We start from the raw sequence: 21,252 nt of genomic DNA, 5'->3' as shown, positions 1-21,252 counted from the left end.
AAGAAAATGTTCGGAAAATTGACACTGGATGCAGTGCCCTACCATGAACCGATTATTATGGTTACGGTGGCTGCAATTATCATTGGTGGCGCGGCCTTAGTTGGCCTGATCACTTACTTCGGTAAGTGGAGCTACCTGTGGAATGAGTGGCTGACTTCGGTTGACCACAAAAAACTCGGTATCATGTACTGCATCGTCGGTATCGTCATGTTAATTCGTGGCTTTGCGGATGCAATCATGATGCGTAGCCAGCAGGCGCTTGCGTCTGCGGGCGAAGCCGGCTTCCTGCCACCGCACCACTACGATCAGATCTTTACCGCCCACGGCGTTATCATGATCTTCTTCGTGGCGATGCCGCTGGTAATCGGTCTGATGAACGTGGTCGTTCCGCTGCAAATCGGCGCGCGCGACGTTGCGTTCCCGTTCCTGAACAACCTGAGCTTCTGGTTCACGGTTGTCGGCGTTATCCTGGTTAACCTGTCACTGGGTGTGGGCGAATTTGCTCAGACCGGCTGGCTGGCCTACCCGCCGCTGTCGGGAATTGAATACAGTCCGGGCGTGGGCGTTGACTACTGGATTTGGGCGCTTCAGCTCTCCGGTGTCGGTACCACTCTGACCGGTATTAACTTCTTCGTGACCATCCTGAAGATGCGTGCACCAGGTATGACGATGTTCAAGATGCCAGTATTTACCTGGGCATCTCTGTGCGCCAACGTCCTGATTATCGCGTCGTTCCCAATTCTGACCGTCACCATCGCGCTGCTGACCCTGGATCGCTATCTGGGTACCCATTTCTTCACGAATGATATGGGTGGCAACATGATGATGTACATCAACCTGATTTGGGCCTGGGGTCACCCGGAAGTGTACATCCTGGTTCTGCCGGTGTTCGGTGTGTTCTCCGAAATCGCGGCAACCTTCTCGCGTAAACGTCTGTTTGGTTACACCTCTCTGGTGTGGGCAACCGTATGTATTACCGTTCTGTCGTTCATCGTCTGGCTGCACCACTTCTTCACTATGGGTGCGGGCGCCAACGTAAACGCCTTCTTCGGTATTACCACCATGATTATCGCGATCCCGACCGGGGTTAAGATCTTCAACTGGCTGTTCACCATGTACCAGGGCCGTATCGTGTTCCACTCAGCCATGCTGTGGACCATCGGCTTCATCGTGACCTTCTCCGTAGGTGGGATGACCGGGGTACTGCTGGCGGTACCTGGTGCTGACTTCGTTCTGCACAACAGTCTGTTCCTGATTGCGCACTTCCATAACGTTATCATCGGTGGCGTGGTCTTCGGCTGCTTCGCTGGCGTAACCTACTGGTGGCCAAAAGCGTTCGGCTTCACGCTGAACGAGAAATGGGGTAAACGCGCGTTCTGGTTCTGGATCATTGGCTTCTTCGTAGCATTTATGCCGCTGTACGTGCTGGGCTTCATGGGTATGACCCGTCGTCTGAGCCAGCAGATCGATCCGCAGTTCCACCCAATGCTGATGATTGCAGCGGGCGGCGCAGCGCTGATTGCCTGCGGTATTCTGTGCCAGCTGATTCAGTACTACGTGTCTATCCGTGACCGTAACCTGAACCGCGACCTGACCGGTGACCCGTGGGGTGGCCGTACGCTGGAGTGGTCTACCTCTTCTCCACCTCCGTTCTATAACTTTGCCGTAGTGCCGCACATTCATGAGCGTGACGCATTCTGGGAAATGAAAGAAAAAGGTGAAGCGTACAAGCAACCTGAACATTACGAAGAGATCCATATGCCGAAAAACAGCGGTGCGGGCATAGTCATTGCCGCCTTCGCAACGGTATTTGGTTTCGCAATGATCTGGCACATCTGGTGGATGGCGATTGTTGGCTTCGCTGGCATCGTAATCAGCTGGATTGTGAAGAGCTTTGACGAGGACGTGGACTACTACGTACCAGTCCGTGAAGTTGAAAAGCTGGAAAACCAGCATTTTGACGAGATTTCTAAAGCGGGGCTGAAAAATGGCAACTGATACTCTGGCGCACTCGACTGCCCACGCGCATGAACATGCGCACCATGATACAGGACCGACGAAAGTCTTCGGTTTCTGGATCTACCTGATGAGCGACTGCATCCTGTTCTGCTGTCTGTTCGCAACCTATGCCGTTCTGGTGAACGGCACAGCGGGCGGCCCGACCGGTAAGGACATCTTTGAGCTGCCGTTCGTACTGGTTGAAACCGCACTGCTGTTATTCAGCTCCATCACCTACGGCATGGCGGCTATCGCCATGTACAAAAACAACAAGAGCCAGGTTGTCTCCTGGCTGGCGTTGACCTGGCTGTTTGGTGCTGGCTTTATCGGGATGGAAATCTATGAATTCCATCACCTGATCATGGAAGGTTTCGGCCCGGATCGTAGCGGCTTCCTGTCAGCGTTCTTCGCGCTGGTCGGCACCCACGGTCTGCACGTGACCTCGGGTCTGATCTGGATGGCGGTACTGATGTTCCAGATCTCCCGTCGCGGCCTGACCAGTACTAACCGTACCCGTATTATGTGCCTGAGCCTGTTCTGGCACTTCCTGGACGTGGTATGGATCTGTGTGTTCTCTGTTGTCTATCTGATGGGGGCGATGTAATGAGTCATTCTAACGATCATGGCGCTTCCCACGGCAGCGTAAAAACCTACATGACAGGTTTCATCCTGTCGATCATTCTGACGGTGATCCCGTTCTGGATGGTGATGAACGGTTCTGCATCTAAGCCGGTTATCCTGGGCGCAATCCTGGTGACCGCGGTGATTCAGATTCTGGTGCATCTGGTTTGCTTCCTGCACATGAACACCAAGTCCGATGAAGGCTGGAACATGACGGCCTTTATCTTTACCGTGATTATCATCGCTATCCTGGTAGTCGGTTCCATCTGGATTATGTGGAATCTTAACTACAACATGATGGTTCACTAAGAGCGGCGAGTATGTTTAAGCAATACCTGCAAGTCACGAAACCAGGCATCATCTTTGGCAACCTGATCTCCGTAATCGGAGGGTTCCTGCTGGCCTCTAAAGGCAGCATTGATTACACCCTCTTTATTTACACCCTGGTCGGTGTGTCACTGGTGGTTGCGTCCGGTTGTGTATTTAACAACTACATCGACATGGATATCGACAAGAAGATGGAAAGGACCAAAAATCGGGTGCTGGTTAAAGGCCTGATTGCCCCTTCCGTCTCGCTGGTGTACGCCACCTTGCTGGGTATTGCTGGCTTTATGCTGCTGTGGTTTGGTGCTAACCCGCTGGCCTGCTGGCTGGGGGTGATGGGGTTCGTGGTGTATGTAGGCGTCTACAGCCTGTATATGAAACGTCACTCCGTCTACGGCACGCTAATTGGTTCTCTCTCCGGCGCTGCGCCGCCGGTGATTGGCTACTGCGCCGTCACGAACGAGTTCGACAGCGGTGCGCTGATCCTGCTGGCTATCTTTAGCCTGTGGCAGATGCCGCACTCCTACGCCATCGCGATTTTCCGCTTTAAGGATTATCAGGCGGCGAACATTCCGGTTCTGCCGGTCGTGAAAGGCATTTCGGTTGCCAAGAACCACATCACGCTCTACATCATCGCTTTTGCCGTGGCAACGCTGATGCTCTCTCTGGGCGGTTACGCCGGATATAAATATCTGGTGGTAGCAGCTGCGGTGAGCGTCTGGTGGCTCGGCATGGCCCTGCGCGGTTACAAAGTGGAAGATGACAAGGTCTGGGCACGCAAGCTGTTTGTGTTCTCGATTGTCGCCATCACCTCCCTGTCCGTGATGATGTCCGTAGACTTCATGGTGCCTGATTCACAAAACCTGCTGACTTACGTCTGGTAAGAAGACTTAAGTAAAAACGCCGGGTTTAACCCGGCGTTTTTTTATGGGTACGGCGTAACCCCTTTCTTTAACAGTATATTGCCGTATTTCGCGGTCTCGCCCGTCACCACAATGGCGTACGCTTTCTGTGCCCGCGCATAAAACGCATAACGGTCAATACGCGTAATCCCCTCCCCTTCCGCCTCACCAAAGAGTGCGTTGCGATAGCGCGCTTCGACCTGGATATCGAGCGTATCCCCGTCGACAGGGGCCATCATCACCAGCGGTGGCGCATAGCTGTCGAGTTCAAACAGCGGTATCACCGCGGCCAGCAAATCGCTGATGAGCAGGCCATCTGCGCGGATCGTCTTTGGCCCCAGGCTGTGTGCGGGAAAGTGAGCATCTGCAAAAATAATCTCGTCACCATGACCCATCTCTGCCAGCGTTTTCAGCAGCTCGGGTGAAATCAGAGGGGATATCGTTTTAAGCACAAGGTTGCTCCTCAGGATAGAAATAACGGTAACGATAGTGGACCCGATCGCGAGCAGCCTCAGCGCTGGCCGTTTCTCCGACGCCCCACCATCCGTACAAAGATGCCCCTAGCACGGTCGTATCAGCCTCTTCAAGAACCTTCACCGGGATCCCAAGCGCATTGGACTTGAGCTGATTCCACAGCATATTGCGGCTACCTCCCCCCACCAGCAGGAGTTCACGCGCCTTAAATTGCGCGATCGTCTCCAGCGCCAGGCATTTTTCTTGCAGATGCACCGTGAGTCCTTCCAGGGCTGCGCGGTAAAAATGGGCTGGCGTGGTGGTGAGCGTAACGCCCTGCCAGCCGGCGAGTGGAGAGTCGAGCAGTTGGGTATTCATCGTGACGCCATCCGCGCCGTTCGGAATTGCCGCCGCCTGAGCCAGAATAATGTCCCAGTCGGTACCAGGCGACCAGAACAGCGCGCGGATCCACTCCAGTACGCCAGACGCCAGATATTGCATTCCCGGATTATAGAGCCCCGTCCGGCTATCCAGTTCGCAGGTCGCGCCCGGGTATTGCCCCAGCAAAGCGGTATCAACCTGCGTGGTGCGCGCCATTAAAATCTCCCAGGTACCCGAAGAGAGAACTGGCTCATTAATTCCCGCCCCGGCGCCAAAAAGGGCAAACTGCGTGTCGTGCCCGGCGGAGATCACCGGCACACAGCAAGGCAATCCGAGCCTGGATGCAGCGTCGGGCCGCAATTCACCAATCCTTTCTCCGGGGGAAACCAGCGGCGGGAAAAAGGAATGAGGCACGCCGATCTTGCTTAAGATCGTTTCGCTGAAGCGCTGCTGATGCAGATCGAACATCTGACTGGTACCGGCCATCGTGAGATCGGTCGTCATCTTTCCGGTCAGGCGATGGTTGATTAGCGAGGAGATAAAAAGCCAGGCGTGAGCACGCTGTAACAGATCGGGATGGTTGTCCTGAAGCCAGCCTAGCTTATACAACGTGTTGAAACTAAACTGCCCAACGCCGGTGATCTGCTGTAGTTCTGCCGGGGAGCATGAACGGGCAACCGCTTCCATCACCGGCACGGTTCGCGGGCACTTCCAGCTGATGATCGGGTAAAGCAGTTCTCCCTGCTCATCTACCAGTGCGCCATCCACGCCAAAGGTCGTCACACTCATTCCGCACAGTTGATGCTCGCTCAGCGCTGCGCTGATTTTCTGACAACAGACGGCAAAACGGTGCATGATGGCGTCGAGCGACCACTGGTGCCAGGCCGGATTTTCAGCGGCGCTTTCGCTTTCGTTCGCCACCACGGCGCGCGCCACAATATTCCCTTCGGGATCCAGCGCAATGGCGCGCACGTTCGTCGCGCCACAATCGAGAACCAGAAAACATTTTTTCATCGCGATCCCCACAGGCTGCCAGCCCGCCGGAGCAGGCTGGCAGGCCAGCTTAATGTTTGTATAACGGTCCGTAATTTTCACAGGCGCGGTAATCCTGCCCTTCCGGATCCATACCGTGAGCGCCCCAGGCCGTCGGCCGATAAATTAGCGCCTCCGGTACGTTATGCATGCATACAGGGATGCGCAGCATGGACGCCAGGGTGATGAAATCAGCGCCGACGTGCCCGACGGTTAATACCCCGTGGTTAGCGCCCCAGTTCGCCATCACCGAATAGACGTCGCTGAACGGGCCTTTACCGGTCAGGCGTGGGGCAAACCAGGTGGTAGGCCAGGTTGAATCGGTGCGCTTATTAAGAATGTCATGTACGTGTTCCGGCAGCTCAACACTCCAGCCTTCCGCTATCTGTAATACCGGACCCACACCCTTGATGAGGTTTACGCGGGTCATGGTAAATGGCACGCCACCCCGGGTGAGGAAGTTTGATGAGAAACCGCCCCCGCGGAAGTATTCATGCACCGCCGGACACCAGTGGGTTGCGGCCAGGCACGCGCTGGCTTCCTGCTCAGTAATGTCCCAGTGTGGTTTCAGGGTCGGTTTCCCCTCGGCGTCTTTCTGCTCCGCTGTACCGTCCAGCGCCGCCGAGCCGGAGTTGATCAGATGGATAATGCCGTGCTCAGCCCGGCCAGTGAGCTTCTGGCCGGTAACACGCTCAACCGACTCCGGCGACCAGTAGGTGCGTACATCAGCAAAAATCTGCGCGGTGCCGGTCATCAGATGCCCAAAAAGCATCGCTACCCCGTTAAGGCTGTCATTTTCCGTCGCCACCACCAACGGCTGGCGAATACCGTTCCAGTCGAAAGAGCTGTTCAGCAGCGCCTCTGCGGTATCACCATTTGGATACTGATCCGTCCAGTGGCGCTGCCCCTGGAAACCGGACGCAATGGCGTTATAGCCCAGCGATTCCTCCACGCGGCCCATTGCAGCGAGTTTAGGGTTGCCCTGCATCATGTCGCGGATGCACATCGCCATTAGCAGGCTCTCCCGCAGGATCGCGGCATTTTCCTGTTCATTGCGACGATACTGCTCTGCGTTTTTATCCTCGCCGAAACGGAAATGTGCCTTCGCCCAGCTCAGGGCCAGCTCAAGTTCTTGCTCGTCGTAAATCTTATGATCGATGCGGCGACGCAGTTCGGTCATATCCACCGCCTGCACCTTCATCCCCAGCCAGGATTCAAAGAAGTTGTGATCGACAATCGAGCCCGCGATCCCCATTGAGACACCGCCCACCGACAGATAACTTTTCCCCTTCATGCTGGCGACCGCCAGGCCCGCCCGGGCGAAACGCAACAATTTTTCCTCAACGTCTGCCGGGATGGTCTCGTCGCCCGCATCCTGTACATCGTGGCCGTAAATGGAAAACGCCGGGATCCCTTTCTGGTTATGCGCTGCCAGCGCCGCTGCGAGGTATACCGCCCCCGGACGCTCGGTGCCATTAAAGCCCCAGATCGCTTTCGGGCGCAGCGGATCCATATCAATGGTTTCACTCCCGTAGCACCAGCATGGGGTGACGGTGATCGTCAGACCAACGTGACACGTGCTGAACTTCTCTTCGCAAGCGGCGGATTCCGCCATTCCGGCAATGCAGCTGTCGGCAATTACGCACTCTACGGGCGTACCGCAGGGGTGGCGTAATTTTTCAGTGAGTAGCGCCGCCGTGGCTTTCGCCATGTTCATGGTCTGCTCTTCCAGAGATTCGCGTACGCCCATTCGGCGGCCATCAATAACAGGTCGAATGCCAATCCGGGGTAACGCTTTTATCGTTTTCATAGCCCTTCCTCACGTTGGTTAACCTATCCGTCTCAGGGGCATAGCCGTGAAAAAGCGCCCGGGCAGCACCGTGAACGGAAAGTGGTGAAATTTGCTAACTCGAATTAGCTTAGAGTTCTCCCTAAAAATGAGACAAGATAAATGTGCAGGATCTGTGAGCAGTTTCACGATGAGAGGTCAAAATTCGATCAGCGTCAGGTATTACGATTCAGCAAAAACTAAATATATCGTTTAAATTCAATTAAATAACAAAATACCTTTGCACGGCGTCACAATTTGAATACAAATGATTTGGCTAAATTATGACCCTAAAATAGCTTTTAAGGACGAAAGCTAAGTCGAGTTAGCTTATTAACCAAATCACTGTGGCTTGTGATTGATTGCCTTTCCAACACAGGAATTTTGCAATGTCAGAGACTCTTATTCAGATGACGTGCATCACCAAACGCTTTCCCGGCGTGCTGGCGCTGAATCAGGTTGATTTCGATTTACGCCGCGGCGAAGTACATGCCCTGTTAGGTGAAAACGGTGCCGGTAAATCGACGCTGATGAAAATATTATCCGGTGTTTACCAACCCGATTCCGGTGAAATTCGCTTTGAAGGGCAATCCGTATCATTCAGCGATCCGCTAAGTGCTCAGCACGCAGGTATTACGATTATCCATCAGGAATTTAATCTCTTCCCCGATTTAACCGTGGAAGAGAATATCTTTATTGGCCGCGAATTCTGCAAAAATAGCCGCTGGCAGTTAGATAAACGCGCCCAGCGACAGGCGGTTGAGAAAATACTGCACACGCTGAATTTAAAAATCGCCCCGGACGCGCGCGTCAGTGAATTAACCGTAGCCCAGCAGCAGATGGTGGAAATTGCCAAAGCGATTTCGGTCAATGCCAAAGTGCTAATCATGGATGAACCCACCGCCGCGCTGACCGAAAGTGAAATCGAGAGTTTGTTTGACGTCACGCGGATGCTCAAGGCTCAGGGCACGGGGATAGTCTACATCTCGCACCGTCTGGAAGAATTGGCGCTGATCGCCGATCGCGCGACCGTCATGCGCGACGGACAATACATCGCCACCGTGGATTATGAAACGGTTCAGATCGGCGAGCTTATCGCCATGATGGTTGGCCGCAATCTCGATAACATCTACCCAAAACGGCCGCCGCCTCAGCGCAGAGAAAAAGTGCTGGAGGTGAACGGCCTGACGCGAAATGGTGTACTGCACGACATCAACTTTACCCTCTGGCGCGGTGAGATCCTCGGCCTCGCTGGCTTAATGGGCGCAGGCCGAACGGAACTGGGCCGGGCCCTGTTTGGCGCCGATGCGATCGACGCCGGTACCCTGACGCTGAACGGCACCCCCACACGGATTAAAGACGTGGCTGACGCCATTGAGAAAGGCATCAGCTATTTAACAGAAGACCGCAAGAAAGAGGGACTCGCCCTCGGCCTTTCCGTTGAGATGAACATTATGCTCGGCAATTACCCGGACTACGCTGGCGTCGCGGGTAATGTCGATGAAAAACGCTGCCGGGAGTCCAGCCAGAAACTGGTGGATGCGCTGCGAATAAAAACGCCGCATCTGGAACAGGCGGCACTGAATTTAAGCGGCGGTAATCAACAGAAGATCATTATTGCCCGCTGGGTCTGTAAAGATACCGATATTTTAATTTTTGATGAGCCAACCCGGGGAATTGATGTTGGCGCCAAGCTGGAAATTTATGAACTAATGAACCGCCTTGTCGCTAAAGGTAAATCGATCATCATGATTTCATCCGAACTGCCGGAAGTATTAGGAATGTGCGACCGCATACTTGTGATGCGCAGCGGCCACATTGCCGGCGAAATAGAGGCTGAGCACGCCACCCAGGAAAAAATCATGCAATACGCCACGCTGGAGGATTAATCATGTCCGTTACCGTTCCATCGCCGCAAAGCGGAAGTCATACGATGAAAATAAATAAAGCGCTCCTGATGCGTCTGGCGCCTCTTTTTAGCCTGGTATTGCTGGTTCTGTTTTTCAGCTTCAGCTCACCGTTCTTCTTTAATACTGAAAATATCATGACTATCGCCCTGCAAACGGCGGTGATTGGCATCATGGCCATTGGCGTAACCTTTGTGATTATTACCGCCGGGATCGACCTGTCGCTCGGATCGGTGGTGGCGTTCTCAGGGGTTGCGGTGGGCATCGCCGCCGGGTTTGGTATGCCGCTGCCGGTCTGTATTCTGGCAGGCGTGCTCGCCGGCGGGCTTTGCGGCTATGTGAACGCGTTTCTGGTCACCAAAATGACCATACCACCGTTTATTGCCACCCTCGGCCTGATGATGTCGGTACGCGGCATCAATATGGTGATGACCGATGGCCGCGCAATTTATTTTTCTGACTACCCGCAGTTCAAGCTGCTAGCGCAGGGTCGCCTGTTCGACGTCCTGCCTTATCCGGTGTTCTACCTGGTCATCGTGGCACTGATCGCCATGTGGATCCTGAAGAAAACGGTGATGGGCCGCTATATCTACGCTGTCGGCAGCAATGAAACGGCGGCACATCTTTCCGGGATCAAAGTCCAGCGAGTGAAAATTTTCGTTTACGCCTTATGCGGCCTGTTAACCGGCGTGGCCGGGGTGATCCTCGCCTCTCGTCTCAATTCAGGCCAGCCAACCGTAGGCGTAGGTTATGAACTGGAAGCCATTGCGGCGGTAGTGATCGGCGGTACCAGTCTGATGGGCGGCGTGGGCACGATTGGCGGCACCATCATAGGCGCGTTCATTATGAGCGTGCTGAAAAACGGCCTCAATCTCATGGGCGTGTCCCAGTTCTGGCAGATGGTGGCGATGGGCGTGGTCGTCGTTGCCGCCGTCTACCTGGACACGTTACGTAAAAGAATGCGTTAGGTTCTCGATACAACAAGCCCTGCCAACCCTACAACGGAGCAAAATAATGAAAACCAGCCATATCCTGAGCGCCCTGTCGCTCGTTGCCATCCTGTCCAGCAGCGCGCTGGCAAAAGATTTGAACCTGCCGGTAGTCAGTAAAGGTTACCAGCACGAATTCTGGCAGACGGTCAAAATGGGGACGGAAGCTGCCGCAAAAGAGTTGGGTGACAAAACCAGCTACGTTGGCCCTGCCGATGAAACGCAAATCGCCGAGCAGATCCAGTTAGTCGAAAACACCATGGCACAAAAGCCAAACGGCCTGTTGCTGGCCGCGCTTGATGCAAACGCCCTTGCCCCGCTGGTCGAAACCGCCAACAGCCGGGGGATCAAAGTGGTGACCTTCGACTCGGGCGTGAACTCCGATATCCCAGCCAGCTTTGTCGCCACCAATAACCGTAAGGCGGGCGCACAGGCTGCGGATGCGCTGGCGGAGCAGGTAGGTCAGAAGGGGAAAGTGGGTATTATCGCCCACGTAGCCGGAACGACGTCCGCCATTGAGCGCTCTGAAGGATTCAGCGAGCGAATGAAAGAGAAGTACCCGAATATTCAGGTACTGCCGGTGCAATATAGCGATGGCGACCCGCAAAAGGCGATGGATAAAACCATTGATATGGTTCAGGCCAACCCGGATATCGCCGGTATTTATGCCACCAACGAAGGCTCAACCCTGGGCGTTGCGAACGCGATCGACAGCCAGAATTTGAAGGGCAAAGTGAAAGTCATCGGTTTTGACAGCACCGAAGCCATCATTAACTTCCTCAAAAACGGCGTGATTCAGGGCTTTGTGGTGCAGGACGCGTACCAGATTGGTTATCAGGGCATAAAGGCGCTGAACGCGGTGATTTCCGGACAGACGGTGGCTAAAGAAATTGATATTCCAGTGAAATATGTCAATGCGCAGAATATCAACACCCCTGAAATTGATAAACTGTTACATCCGTTTGGTAAAAAATAAGGAAGTTCATGATGAGTGACGGCTATTTCCTCGGGGTCGATGTGGGTTCAGCCAGCGTTCGTGCTGGGCTTTACTCTGCGCAAGGCGAGCGTTTGAGCTTCGCGACCCGTCCGATTTCGCAGTTTCACGCCAGCAACGCGCGCGTGGAACAGTCCTCCGCGGAGATCTGGCAGCAGGTTTGCGCGGTGGTGCGGGAAGCCGTCGACTCCTCAGGGATCTCACCCGACGCCATTCGTTCGATTGGCTTCGACGCCACCTGCTCGCTGGTCGCGCTGGATGCTGAGGGTAACGGCCTGAGCGTGTCCCCCGACAGTCCGGCATCGCAGGACATCATTATGTGGATGGATCATCGTGCTCACGAAGAAACCGTTCGCATCAATGCCACACGCGATCCGGCCTTGTGCTACGTGGGCGGCGAGGTGAGTATTGAAATGGAACTGCCAAAACTGCTGTGGTTGCAGCGACATCATCCTGAAACATGGAATCAGGCCTGGCGCTTTTTCGACCTTGCCGATTTTCTGGTCTGGAAAGCAACGGGCCAGGACGCCGCCAGCCTGTGCACCCTCACCTGCAAATGGAACTACCTTGCGCATGAGGCGCAGTTCAGCGAATCGCTGCTCAGGGAGGTGGGGCTGGAGACCTTACTGACAAAAATTCCCGATACTATTCTGGACGTCGCTGAATGCGTCGGAAAACTCAGCCCACAGGCAGCGCAAGCTCTGGGGTTGCCCGAAGAGGTGGTTGTGGCAAGCGGCATGATCGATGCCCACGCGGGTGGCGTGGCGCTGACGGGCTCACACCCGGAGGGCACGCTGGCGCTCATCAGCGGAACCTCGAACTGCCATATGCTTGCCAGTCAGACGGAGATCCATACGCCCGGCGTCTGGGGGCCTTACTGGAGCGCCATGCTGCCGGGCTACTGGCTGACGGAAGGCGGGCAAAGTGCTGCCGGGGCGCTGGTCGACTGGACATTGCGCGAGCACGGAGCCAGCGCAGATCTGTTTGCAAAAGCAGAAGCGGCGCAACGCCATCCGGTGGCGCTGCTCAACGACTGGGTAGCCGCGCTTGAACAGGAAGAAAAATATCCCACCCGCAACCTGCACATTCTGGCCGATCATCACGGCAACCGCTCGCCGCGTTCGCGTCCGGATGCGCGGGGCAGCGTGGTCGGTCTGACATTAGAAACCGGTGAACGTGCGCTGGCGAGGCTCTATCTGGCCACGCTACAGGCCATAGCCTATGGCACACGACATATTATGGATACCCTGAAACAACACGGGCACACCTTGTCGCGCATTGTCATTTGTGGAGGAGCCACCCATAACCGGCTCTGGCTGCGGGAGTATGCCGATGCCACGGGCTGCGATATTCATCTTTTAGCCGAAGAAGATGCCGTCACTCTCGGCGCGGCCATTTGCGGCGCAGTGGCGAGCGGTGCATGGACAACGCTCACCGACGCTACCCGGGAAATGGTCAAAGCCGGCGACATCATCACCCGTCGGCCGGAAACCGCGGCCTTCCACCGGCAAAAATATGAGGCGTACCTGATGCTGTGGACCCAGCAGCAGGCGCTTAATCTCCTGATGCAGCAGGAAATGTAATGGCAGGATGCGTATGCTTTATCAGCAGTTTTTACGTACGTTAAGGATTGAGGCGTAGCGATGGCCAAAACAGTTGAACAGATAGCGAAGGATCTGAATTTATCCGTCACCACCGTGCGGCTGGTACTGAGCGGGAAAGCCGAACAGTATCGGATCAGCGTGAAAACACAGTCCCGAATTAATGAGCACGTCGAGCGCTTCGGCTATACCCTCAACCATTCGGCGCGCAGTCTTAAGCTAAACAAAACCGAGACGCTGGGGCTCATCGTGCCCAACATCTCGAACGTGTTCTTTGCAACGCTCGCCGAGAAACTCGAACTGCGCTGCCGCCGTTCGGGCTACCAACTGATGATCAGCTGTACTTACAACGATGTGGATTACGAAAACAAGCTGGTCAAAGCGCTGATGGCGCGCAACGTGGACGGCTTGTTTATCGTTCCCTCGACGCTGGAAAACCAGCAGCATCATTTGCGGCAGATCCAAAAACCACTGGTGCTCCTCGACCGGGATTTTGGCTTTACTGACAACGCGCTGGTTGAGAGTCATAACGAGGCCGGGGGGGATGAACTGGCCCGCAACATGCTGGCAGAGAGAAAAATGCCGCTCTGGTTCCTTGTGGGCGATACCGCACTGCCCAGTATTACGGACCGTCTGAACGGCTACTTACAGGCCCTGAAAACAGCCGGTATTCACCATCGCGAGTGGGTCATCGAAGGGCCTGACAATACGCCGGAGGGCGGATATGCCCTGATGGATTCGCTTATCGACAGCCAGGGTGTTCCGCAGGCGTTTATCGCCTCATCGTTACCCGTTCTGGAAGGGGCAATCGAAGCCCTGCGGACGCGTACCGGCACCGTGCCCCAACACATCAATATCGGCACCTTCGATGAGCACCCCATGCTGGGGTTCCTGCCTAACAGCGTCTGGTCCATGCAGCAGGACGAAGATACCTGGGCGGAAAAAGCGTTTGAACTGATGCAGCGAGCCATCGACGGCGAAGCGGTCAACGAGACGGCGAAAGTCGATATGAAGCTGGTCAAACGTTCCCGCCAGTAAAAATAAAACTGTACCCGGAGAATAAAAAATGGAACGAGCCCGATTAGCCAGAGACATTATCGACACCTGCCTTGAGATGACCCGCATGGGGTTAAATCAGGGCACCGCCGGCAATATCAGCGTTCGCTATCGCGACGGCATGCTGATTACGCCGACCGGAATTCCCTACGAGCATCTGACCGAAGAGAGTATCGTCTATGTAGATGCACAGGGGCGACACGAAGAAGATAAACTGCCCTCCAGCGAATGGCGTTTTCATCAGGTTGTGTATCAGACCCGCCCGGATGCTAACGCCGTCGTCCATAACCATGCGGTTAACTGTACCGCCGTCTCGATACTCAACCGCCCCATTCCTGCTATTCACTATATGATTGCCGCCGCCGGGGGAAACTCCATTCCCTGCGCCCCTTACGCGACCTTCGGGACGCGCGCGCTTTCAGAGCATGTCGCGATCGCGTTACGCGATCGCAAAGCGACGCTCTTACAGCACCACGGCCTGATAACCTGCGAAGAAAATCTTGAAAAGGCACTGTGGCTGGCGCAGGAGGTAGAGGTGCTGGCAAAACTCTACCTGACCACGCTGGCGATAGTGGATCCCGTTCCGGTACTCAGTGACGATGAAATTGCCATTGTTCTTGAGAAATTCAAAAGCTACGGATTGCGCGTCGAGGCGTAATTTTTTTATCCGGGGGTGCTTTTATCACACCCTCGTAATATCTCTTAAACAAACACCTATTTACCGCACTTATCACCCCGCCTAAACTATGGCCTGCTTTTTGGTAGAGGTGGTAATGAACGATTATAAAATGACGCCAGGCGAACTGCGTGCGACCTGGGGTTTAGGGACTGTTTTCTCGCTGCGGATGCTTGGCATGTTTATGGTCCTGCCCGTTCTGACCACATATGGCATGGCGTTACAGGGTGCCAGCGAAGCGCTGATCGGTCTGGCGATCGGTATCTACGGCCTGGCGCAGGCAATATTCCAGATCCCCTTTGGCTTGCTCTCCGACCGAGTGGGTCGCAAACCGCTGATTGTCGGCGGGCTGCTGGTGTTTGTGCTCGGCAGCATCATCGCCGCCCTCTCCCACTCCATCTGGGGAATTATTCTTGGGCGCGCCCTGCAAGGTTCCGGGGCGATTGCCGCCGCCGTGATGGCGCTGCTGTCAGACTTAACCCGCGAGCAAAACCGCACCAAAGCCATGGCGTTTATCGGCGTCAGCTTTGGCGTCACGTTTGCCATTGCCATGGTGCTGGGGCCCGTTATCACTCATGCGCTCGGCCTGCACGCCCTGTTCTGGATGATTGCGGTGCTGGCGACCATCGGGATCGCACTCACGCTGTGGGTTGTACCTGACAGTAAAAACCACGTCCTCAACCGTGAATCTGGGATGGTCAAAGGCTGCTTCAGCAAAGTCATCGCCGAGCCGCGCCTGCTTAAGCTGAACTTCGGCATTATGTGCCTGCACATTCTGCTGATGTCCACCTTCGTCGCCCTGCCCGGTCAACTGGCCTCAGCAGGTTTTCCGGCGGCAGAGCACTGGAAAATTTATCTGGTCACAATGCTGATCTCGTTTGTCTCCGTTGTGCCCTTCATTATTTACGCCGAAGTGAAGCGCAAAATGAAACGCGTCTTCGTGGGCTGCGTGGCGTTACTGCTGATTGCCGAGATTGTGCTGTGGGGCGCCGGCCCGCATTTCTGGGAGCTGATCGCTGGCGTACAACTGTTCTTCCTGGCCTTTAATCTGATGGAAGCCCTGCTGCCGTCGCTTATCAGCAAAGAGTCTCCGGCAGGATACAAAGGCACCGCGATGGGCATTTACTCCACCAGCCAGTTTCTCGGCGTGGCGATCGGCGGGTCACTCGGCGGCTGGGTGGATGGTCTGTTTGACTCCCAGACCGTTTTCCTCGCCGGTGCGCTGCTGGCGATGCTCTGGCTGTTTGTGGCCAGCACCATGAAAGAGCCGCGTTACGTGAGTAGCCTGCGGGTAGAAATTCCCGATGACGTGGCAATCGGTGACGCGTTACAACAGCGTCTGGAAGCGACAGAGGGCGTGAGCGAAGTGCTGATTGTCCCGGAAGAGCGCAGTGCGTATGTCAAAATTGACAGCAAAGTGACTAACCGCTTTGAGGTAGAGCAGGCGCTGAAGGCCTGAAAAAATGCCCGGTTTAGCCGGGCATGATTGTCTTAATCGCGGAAGTTTTTAAACTGGAATGGCTGACCGAGATCGCCGCCACGCACCAGCGCCATCACGGATTGCAGGTCATCACGGGATTTTCCGGTCACGCGGATCTCTTCCCCCTGGATCTGCGCCTGCACTTTGAGCTTACTGTCTTTGATAAGCTTCACGATTTTCTTCTGCACGGCGCTTTCAATCCCCTGCTTCAGCTTCGCTTCCACAAACCAGGTTTTGCCGCTGTGAACAAAATCTTCCGGCACATCGAGTGAGGTCCCTTCAATGCCGCGCTTGAGCAGCTTGGCGCGCAGGATATCCAGCAACTGGTTGACCTGGAAATCAGACTCGCTCAGGACTTTGATCGTCTTGTTCGCGTCGTTCAGTTCAATGGTCGCCTCAACGCCACGAAAATCGAAACGTGACTCAACCTCACGGACAGCATTTTCTACGCCGTTACGCGCTTCCTGCAAATCAACTTCAGAAACAATATCGAAAGATGGCATCTTTTCTTCTCCCTTCATTTTTGTTGCGTTGCATAATACCCGCAACGAGGCATAACGAGAAGCTTAGCTGATGGCGCTATACTTAGCGTCATAGCACCTGGCGCCGTTGCAGGTGAGGAGGAACGATGAAAGTAACAGTGCTTGGATGCGGAGCCCTTGGCCAACTCTGGCTTACAGCGCTATGCAAACAGGGACACGACGTTCAGGGCTGGCTGCGAATTCCCCAGCCCTATTGCAGTGTGAACGTGATGGGTACAGACGGTTCAATTTTTAATGAGTCTTTGACGGCAAACGATCCGGAATTTCTTGCCACCAGCGATTTGCTGCTGGTCACGCTGAAGGCCTGGCAGGTCTCCGATGCGGTGAAAAGCCTGGCCGCCCAGTTACCTGAAAGCACGCCAATCCTGCTGATTCACAACGGTATGGGTACCATTGAAGAGCTAAAATCTGTCCGGCAACCGCTGCTGATGGGGACAACCACCCACGCGGCGCGTCGCGACGGTAACGTCATTATCCATGTTGCCAGTGGTATCACTCATATCGGTCCCGCGCGTGAACAGCCCGGCGATTACAGCTATCTTGCGGATACCCTGCAAAGCACGCTGCCTGACGTCGCCTGGCACAATAACATTCGCGCGGAACTGTGGCGCAAACTGGCGGTGAACTGCGCGATTAATCCGCTGACCGCCCTGCTGGATTGCCCTAACGGTGAACTGCGCCAGCATCCTCATCGGGTAGCGCTGATTTGCCGGGAAGTTGCCGCCGTCATTGAACGCGAAGGCTACCACACCTCAGAGTCCGATTTACGTTATTATGTCGACCAGGTCATTGAGAGTACGGCAGAAAATATCTCCTCAATGTTGCAGGATATCCGGGCTATGCGGCATACCGAAATTGATTACATTACCGGTTATCTGTTAAAACGCGCCCGGGCACACGGCATTACCGTTGCGGAAAATAGCCGTCTGTTTGAGTTAGTAAAACGAAAGGAGAGTGAGTATGAGCGCATCGGCACTGGTATGCCTCGCCCCTGGTAGCGAAGAGACAGAAGCGGTCACCACCATTGATTTGCTGGTACGTGGTGGTATTAAGGTTACTACCGCCAGCGTCGCCAGCGACGGAAGCCTGGCGATTACCTGCTCGCGTGGGGTGAAGATTCTGGCGGATGCACCGCTTGTACAGGTGGCGGACGGTGATTACGACATTATCGTTCTGCCGGGTGGTCTGAAGGGGGCTGAGTGTTTCCGCGACAGCCCGCTGCTGGTTGAAACCGTTCGTCAGTTTCATCTTTCCGGGCGTATCATCGCGGCAATCTGTGCAGCCGCAGGTACGGTGCTGGTTCCGCACGACATTTTCCCCATCGGCAATATGACCGGCTTCCCTGGTCTGAAGGATACAATTCCGGAAGACCAGTGGGTGGATAAACGCGTGGTCTGGGATCCGCGCGTTAACCTGCTCACCAGCCAGGGGCCGGGCACCGCCATTGATTTTGGCCTGAAGATTATTGACCTGCTGGTTGGGCGCGAAAAAGCGTACGAAGTCGCGTCATCACTGGTGATGGCGGCGGGGATTTATAACTACTACGAATAAAAAAGCCGGGTGGCGCCAGGTAAAAGCAAAACGGCAACCCGAGGTTGCCGTTTTTAATGTTTGCGGCCTCTCCCTGCGGGAGAAGGACGGGGTGAGGGCATCAGGCCGCACTCCTCGACAATAAACTACGGGCGATACACCTTCACGTTCGCGAAGCCCTGCTCACGCAGATACAGCGCCTGCAAACGGCTCATGACCCCACGCTCACACCACAGCAGATACGTTTTGCTCTGGTCGAGATCGCCAAACTGGGTGCTCAGCTTGTAGAACGGCAGCGAAACCACCTCCACGCCTTCCACCTGCAACGGCTTGTCATCCTGCTCATCAACAGAACGGATATCCAGAATCGTATCGTTAGCACCAAAGCCGCTGACCGTCTCCACCTCAACCACTTCCTGCTCGGTCTGCTGGGCGATCTCACGGATATCGATGTTGGACGCTTCCGCCACCACTTTTTCCAGGATGCTGAAATCGAAGTTCTCTTCTTCCGCTTCGATCTTCGCCTTCACCGCTTTAATGGTTGGACTTTTTGAGATCACACCGCAATATTCCGGCATGGTACGGGCAAAATCTTCAGTACCGATTTTACGCGCCAGATCGATGATGTGCTCTTTATCGTGAGAGATCAGCGGGCGCAGGATCAGCGTATCAGACACGTTGTCGATAAGACGCAGGTTGGTCAGCGTCTGGCTGGAGACCTGCCCCAGCGCTTCACCGGTGACCAGCGCCTGCACGCCGTAGCGCTCAGCCACTTTGGACGCCGCGCGCACCATCATACGTTTCAGGACCACGCCCATCTGGCCGTCGTCCACTTTTTCGAGGATTTCCCCGACCACCGGCTCAAAGTTGATCGCCACAAAACGCACGCGGTGAGAGCTGCCGAAGCGGTTCCACAGGTAATGCGCCACCTGACGTACGCCGATTTCATGCGCCGCGCCGCCCAGGTTAAAGAAGCAGTAGTGCACGCGGCAGCCGCGACGCATCAGCATATAGCTGGAGACACCGGAGTCGAAGCCGCCCGAGATCAGCGACAGCACATCTTCCTGCGTGCCGATCGGGAAACCACCAATACCTTCATAACGACCCTTAACCAGCAGCAGACGATCGTTCTCGATCTCAAGATTAACGGTAACGTCCGGGTTAGTCAGGCGCACGCGCGCCGTCTCAACGTGCTGGTTCAGACCGCCGCCAACGTAGCGCTCGACTTCAATCGAGCTGAACTCGTGTTTACCACGACGCTTCACGCGCACGCAGAAGGTTTTGCCTTCGATCTGGTCGCGGTACTGTACCAGCGCCTTTTCGAAGATATCGTGCATATCGCTGAACGGAACGTCTTCCACTTCCAGAATATGGTGAATACCCGGGATACGGGTCAGCGCGTCGCGAATATCAAGACGTTTGCTTTCGTCTTTCGCGCGGACTTCAACGTGGTCCCAGTGACGCACCACAGCGAGCGTTTCGTCGTAGTGTTTTAATACGTTACGAATGTTCCCGGTGAGAATTTTAATAAAGCGCAAACGCACAGATTGGCTTTTGATGGTGATTTCGGGGAACAATTTAATGATAAACTTCATGGCGGCAATGTTTCTTAGGCAAGCTTATAAAGGCTTGTAGTGGAAAATGATACAGCAGCCCACACCCGTGGCTGCATCCAGGCGCGCAAGTATACCACCATCGCGCCACTCGCGTTATTTGATAATTGCCCCGAGTCCGTTACCATGTTGGGGCGAAGAATATAAGAGTTAATTCACTATGCCGAAGAAGAACGACGCACCGGCCAGTTTTGAAACTGCGCTGAGTGAGCTTGAGCAGATTGTTACCCGCCTCGAGAGCGGCGATTTACCGCTGGAAGATGCCCTCAACGAATTTGAACGCGGTGTGCAGCTTGCGCGCCAGGGGCAGGTAAAGCTTCAGCAGGCCGAGCAGCGTGTGCAGATCCTGCTTTCCGACAGCGAAGACGCTAAAACCACGCCATTCACACCGGACGCCGAGTAAATGGATTTTTCCAACGCGCTTCAGGCGCGCGTCATCCGCGCCAACGACGCGCTGCGCCGTTTCATTGAGCCGCAGCCTTTTCAGAACACTCCACTGGTTGAAGCCATGCACTATGGCGCACTCTTGGGGGGTAAACGCCTGCGTCCATTCCTGGTGTATGCCACGGGCAACATGTTCGGTATCAGCGATAACACGCTGGACGCCCCGGCAGCCGCCGTGGAGTGTATCCACGCCTATTCCCTGATCCACGATGATTTGCCAGCCATGGACGATGACGATCTGCGTCGCGGTCAGCCAACCTGCCATATCAAATTTGGCGAAGCGAATGCCATTCTGGCGGGTGATGCGCTGCAAACTCTGGCCTTCTCCATTCTGAGCGATGCGCCGATGGTTGAAGTGAGCGATCGCGATCGTCTGGCAATGGTGTCCGAACTGGCAATGGCCAGCGGCGTCGCCGGGATGTGCGGCGGCCAGGCGCTGGATTTAGAGGCTGAAGGTCGTCAGGTTACTCTGGAACAGCTGGAGCGCATCCACCGTCACAAAACGGGCGCACTGATTCGTGCAGCCGTTCGCCTGGGCGCGCTGAGCGCGGGTGAACGCGGGCGTAAAGCCCTGCCGATTCTGGACAGATACGCAGAAAGTATCGGTCTGGCATTCCAGGTTCAGGATGACATTCTGGATGTGGTGGGCGATACTGCAACATTGGGAAAACGTCAGGGTGCGGATCAGCAGCTTGGCAAAAGTACCTATCCCGCCCTGTTGGGCCTTGAGCATGCCCAACGTAAAGCCCGGGATCTGATAGACGATGCCCGCCAGTCGCTGAATGGGCTGGCCGCGCAATCGCTGGATACCTCGGCACTGGAAGCGCTAGCGGACTACATAATCCAGCGTGATAAATAAACTATAAATCTCGATGAGCCTT

General features: G+C 55.1%; 20 protein-coding genes. 15 read left to right on the top strand and 5 right to left on the bottom strand.

What is annotated here, in order from left to right:
• Nucleotides 1-6: 6 nt before the first annotated feature.
• Genes cyoB through cyoE form a run of 4 tightly spaced genes read left to right on the top strand, consistent with a single transcriptional unit; the run spans nucleotide 7 to nucleotide 3,827 of the window.
• Complete coding sequence (cyoB, locus tag DD597_RS16485; RefSeq protein WP_022650473.1) at nucleotides 7-1,998, top strand: cytochrome o ubiquinol oxidase subunit I; 1,992 nt, start codon at nucleotides 7-9, stop codon at nucleotides 1,996-1,998.
• Entirely contained in the window at nucleotides 1,988-2,602 is a 615-nt protein-coding gene (locus DD597_RS16480) for a cytochrome o ubiquinol oxidase subunit III (protein ID WP_003859057.1), read from the top strand. The genes cyoB and DD597_RS16480 overlap by 11 nt, the downstream gene beginning before the upstream one ends.
• Nucleotides 2,602-2,928: a cytochrome o ubiquinol oxidase subunit IV gene (locus DD597_RS16475; RefSeq protein WP_006809888.1), complete on the top strand. Its 327-nt coding sequence runs from the start codon at nucleotides 2,602-2,604 to the stop codon at nucleotides 2,926-2,928. Before DD597_RS16480 ends, DD597_RS16475 begins: the two co-directional genes overlap by 1 nt.
• Before the next feature lie 11 nt (nucleotides 2,929-2,939).
• Nucleotides 2,940-3,827, top strand: a complete 888-nt coding sequence (cyoE, locus tag DD597_RS16470; RefSeq protein WP_003859062.1) for a heme o synthase — start codon at nucleotides 2,940-2,942, stop codon at nucleotides 3,825-3,827.
• A gap of 41 nt (nucleotides 3,828-3,868) precedes the next feature.
• On the opposite strand, the gene fucU is transcribed toward cyoE, so the two are convergent.
• From fucU to fucI, 3 genes are read right to left on the bottom strand one after another with little or no spacing between them, the layout of a single operon-like run.
• Nucleotides 3,869-4,297 (bottom strand): L-fucose mutarotase, encoded by a 429-nt coding sequence (gene fucU, locus DD597_RS16465; protein WP_022650472.1) that lies wholly within the window; start codon nucleotides 4,295-4,297, stop codon nucleotides 3,869-3,871.
• Nucleotides 4,290-5,693 carry an L-fuculokinase gene (fucK, locus tag DD597_RS16460; protein WP_181014319.1) on the bottom strand — a complete coding sequence of 468 codons (1,404 nt, stop codon included), beginning with the start codon at nucleotides 5,691-5,693 and terminating at the stop codon, nucleotides 4,290-4,292. The genes fucU and fucK overlap by 8 nt, the downstream gene beginning before the upstream one ends.
• Before the next feature lie 49 nt (nucleotides 5,694-5,742).
• Complete coding sequence (gene fucI / locus DD597_RS16455) at nucleotides 5,743-7,521, bottom strand: L-fucose isomerase (protein ID WP_032657382.1); 1,779 nt, start codon at nucleotides 7,519-7,521, stop codon at nucleotides 5,743-5,745.
• Nucleotides 7,522-7,928: 407 nt separating this feature from the next.
• Between fucI and DD597_RS16450 the strand changes: the two genes are divergently transcribed.
• From DD597_RS16450 to DD597_RS16420, 7 genes are all read left to right on the top strand, one after another.
• Nucleotides 7,929-9,428, top strand: coding sequence for a sugar ABC transporter ATP-binding protein (locus DD597_RS16450; protein WP_032657379.1), 1,500 nt, complete (start codon nucleotides 7,929-7,931; stop codon nucleotides 9,426-9,428).
• 2 nt (nucleotides 9,429-9,430) lie between these two features.
• The gene (locus DD597_RS16445) at nucleotides 9,431-10,414 is read left to right on the top strand and encodes an ABC transporter permease (RefSeq protein ID WP_017383183.1); all 984 of its coding nucleotides are present in this window, start codon (nucleotides 9,431-9,433) and stop codon (nucleotides 10,412-10,414) included.
• Between the two features lie 46 nt (nucleotides 10,415-10,460).
• Nucleotides 10,461-11,411, top strand: coding sequence for an ABC transporter substrate-binding protein (locus DD597_RS16440; RefSeq protein WP_000858088.1), 951 nt, complete (start codon nucleotides 10,461-10,463; stop codon nucleotides 11,409-11,411).
• Between the two features lie 11 nt (nucleotides 11,412-11,422).
• Nucleotides 11,423-13,012, top strand: coding sequence for an FGGY-family carbohydrate kinase (locus tag DD597_RS16435; protein WP_032645866.1), 1,590 nt, complete (start codon nucleotides 11,423-11,425; stop codon nucleotides 13,010-13,012).
• A 60-nt stretch (nucleotides 13,013-13,072) separates the two neighbouring features.
• The gene (locus DD597_RS16430) at nucleotides 13,073-14,068 is read left to right on the top strand and encodes a LacI family DNA-binding transcriptional regulator (RefSeq protein ID WP_022650467.1); all 996 of its coding nucleotides are present in this window, start codon (nucleotides 13,073-13,075) and stop codon (nucleotides 14,066-14,068) included.
• 28 nt (nucleotides 14,069-14,096) lie between these two features.
• Nucleotides 14,097-14,744 (top strand): L-fuculose-phosphate aldolase, encoded by a 648-nt coding sequence (gene fucA, locus DD597_RS16425; protein WP_022650466.1) that lies wholly within the window; start codon nucleotides 14,097-14,099, stop codon nucleotides 14,742-14,744.
• A 115-nt stretch (nucleotides 14,745-14,859) separates the two neighbouring features.
• Complete coding sequence (locus tag DD597_RS16420) at nucleotides 14,860-16,221, top strand: MFS transporter (RefSeq protein ID WP_032608641.1); 1,362 nt, start codon at nucleotides 14,860-14,862, stop codon at nucleotides 16,219-16,221.
• A gap of 32 nt (nucleotides 16,222-16,253) precedes the next feature.
• On the opposite strand, the gene DD597_RS16415 is transcribed toward DD597_RS16420, so the two are convergent.
• The gene (locus DD597_RS16415; protein WP_017383179.1) at nucleotides 16,254-16,745 is read right to left on the bottom strand and encodes a YajQ family cyclic di-GMP-binding protein; all 492 of its coding nucleotides are present in this window, start codon (nucleotides 16,743-16,745) and stop codon (nucleotides 16,254-16,256) included.
• A gap of 125 nt (nucleotides 16,746-16,870) precedes the next feature.
• On the opposite strand from DD597_RS16415, the gene panE reads away from it, so the two are divergent.
• The gene (gene panE, locus DD597_RS16410) at nucleotides 16,871-17,782 is read left to right on the top strand and encodes a 2-dehydropantoate 2-reductase (protein ID WP_110108166.1); all 912 of its coding nucleotides are present in this window, start codon (nucleotides 16,871-16,873) and stop codon (nucleotides 17,780-17,782) included.
• On the top strand, nucleotides 17,745-18,335 hold the full coding sequence (gene yajL / locus DD597_RS16405; RefSeq protein ID WP_023315520.1) for a protein deglycase YajL: 591 nt from the start codon (nucleotides 17,745-17,747) through the stop codon (nucleotides 18,333-18,335). The genes panE and yajL overlap by 38 nt, the downstream gene beginning before the upstream one ends.
• A gap of 125 nt (nucleotides 18,336-18,460) precedes the next feature.
• On the opposite strand, the gene thiI is transcribed toward yajL, so the two are convergent.
• Entirely contained in the window at nucleotides 18,461-19,909 is a 1,449-nt protein-coding gene (thiI, locus tag DD597_RS16400; protein WP_022650463.1) for a tRNA uracil 4-sulfurtransferase ThiI, read from the bottom strand.
• Nucleotides 19,910-20,087: 178 nt separating this feature from the next.
• Here thiI and xseB point away from each other — a divergent pair, with 178 nt between their 5' ends.
• Together xseB and ispA are read left to right on the top strand one after the other, a co-directional pair.
• Entirely contained in the window at nucleotides 20,088-20,330 is a 243-nt protein-coding gene (gene xseB, locus DD597_RS16395; protein WP_003859094.1) for an exodeoxyribonuclease VII small subunit, read from the top strand.
• The gene (gene ispA, locus DD597_RS16390; protein WP_048210518.1) at nucleotides 20,331-21,230 is read left to right on the top strand and encodes a (2E,6E)-farnesyl diphosphate synthase; all 900 of its coding nucleotides are present in this window, start codon (nucleotides 20,331-20,333) and stop codon (nucleotides 21,228-21,230) included.
• The last annotated feature ends 22 nt before the right edge of the window (nucleotides 21,231-21,252 follow it).

The sequence above is a fragment of the Enterobacter cloacae complex sp. 677-3DZ2D5B genome, from assembly GCF_004136695.1.
Taxonomy (GTDB): Bacteria; Pseudomonadota; Gammaproteobacteria; order Enterobacterales; family Enterobacteriaceae; genus Enterobacter; species Enterobacter hormaechei_C.
The sequence above is the reverse complement of the archived record's forward strand: the minus strand, read 5'-3'. Positions and strand labels throughout refer to the sequence as shown.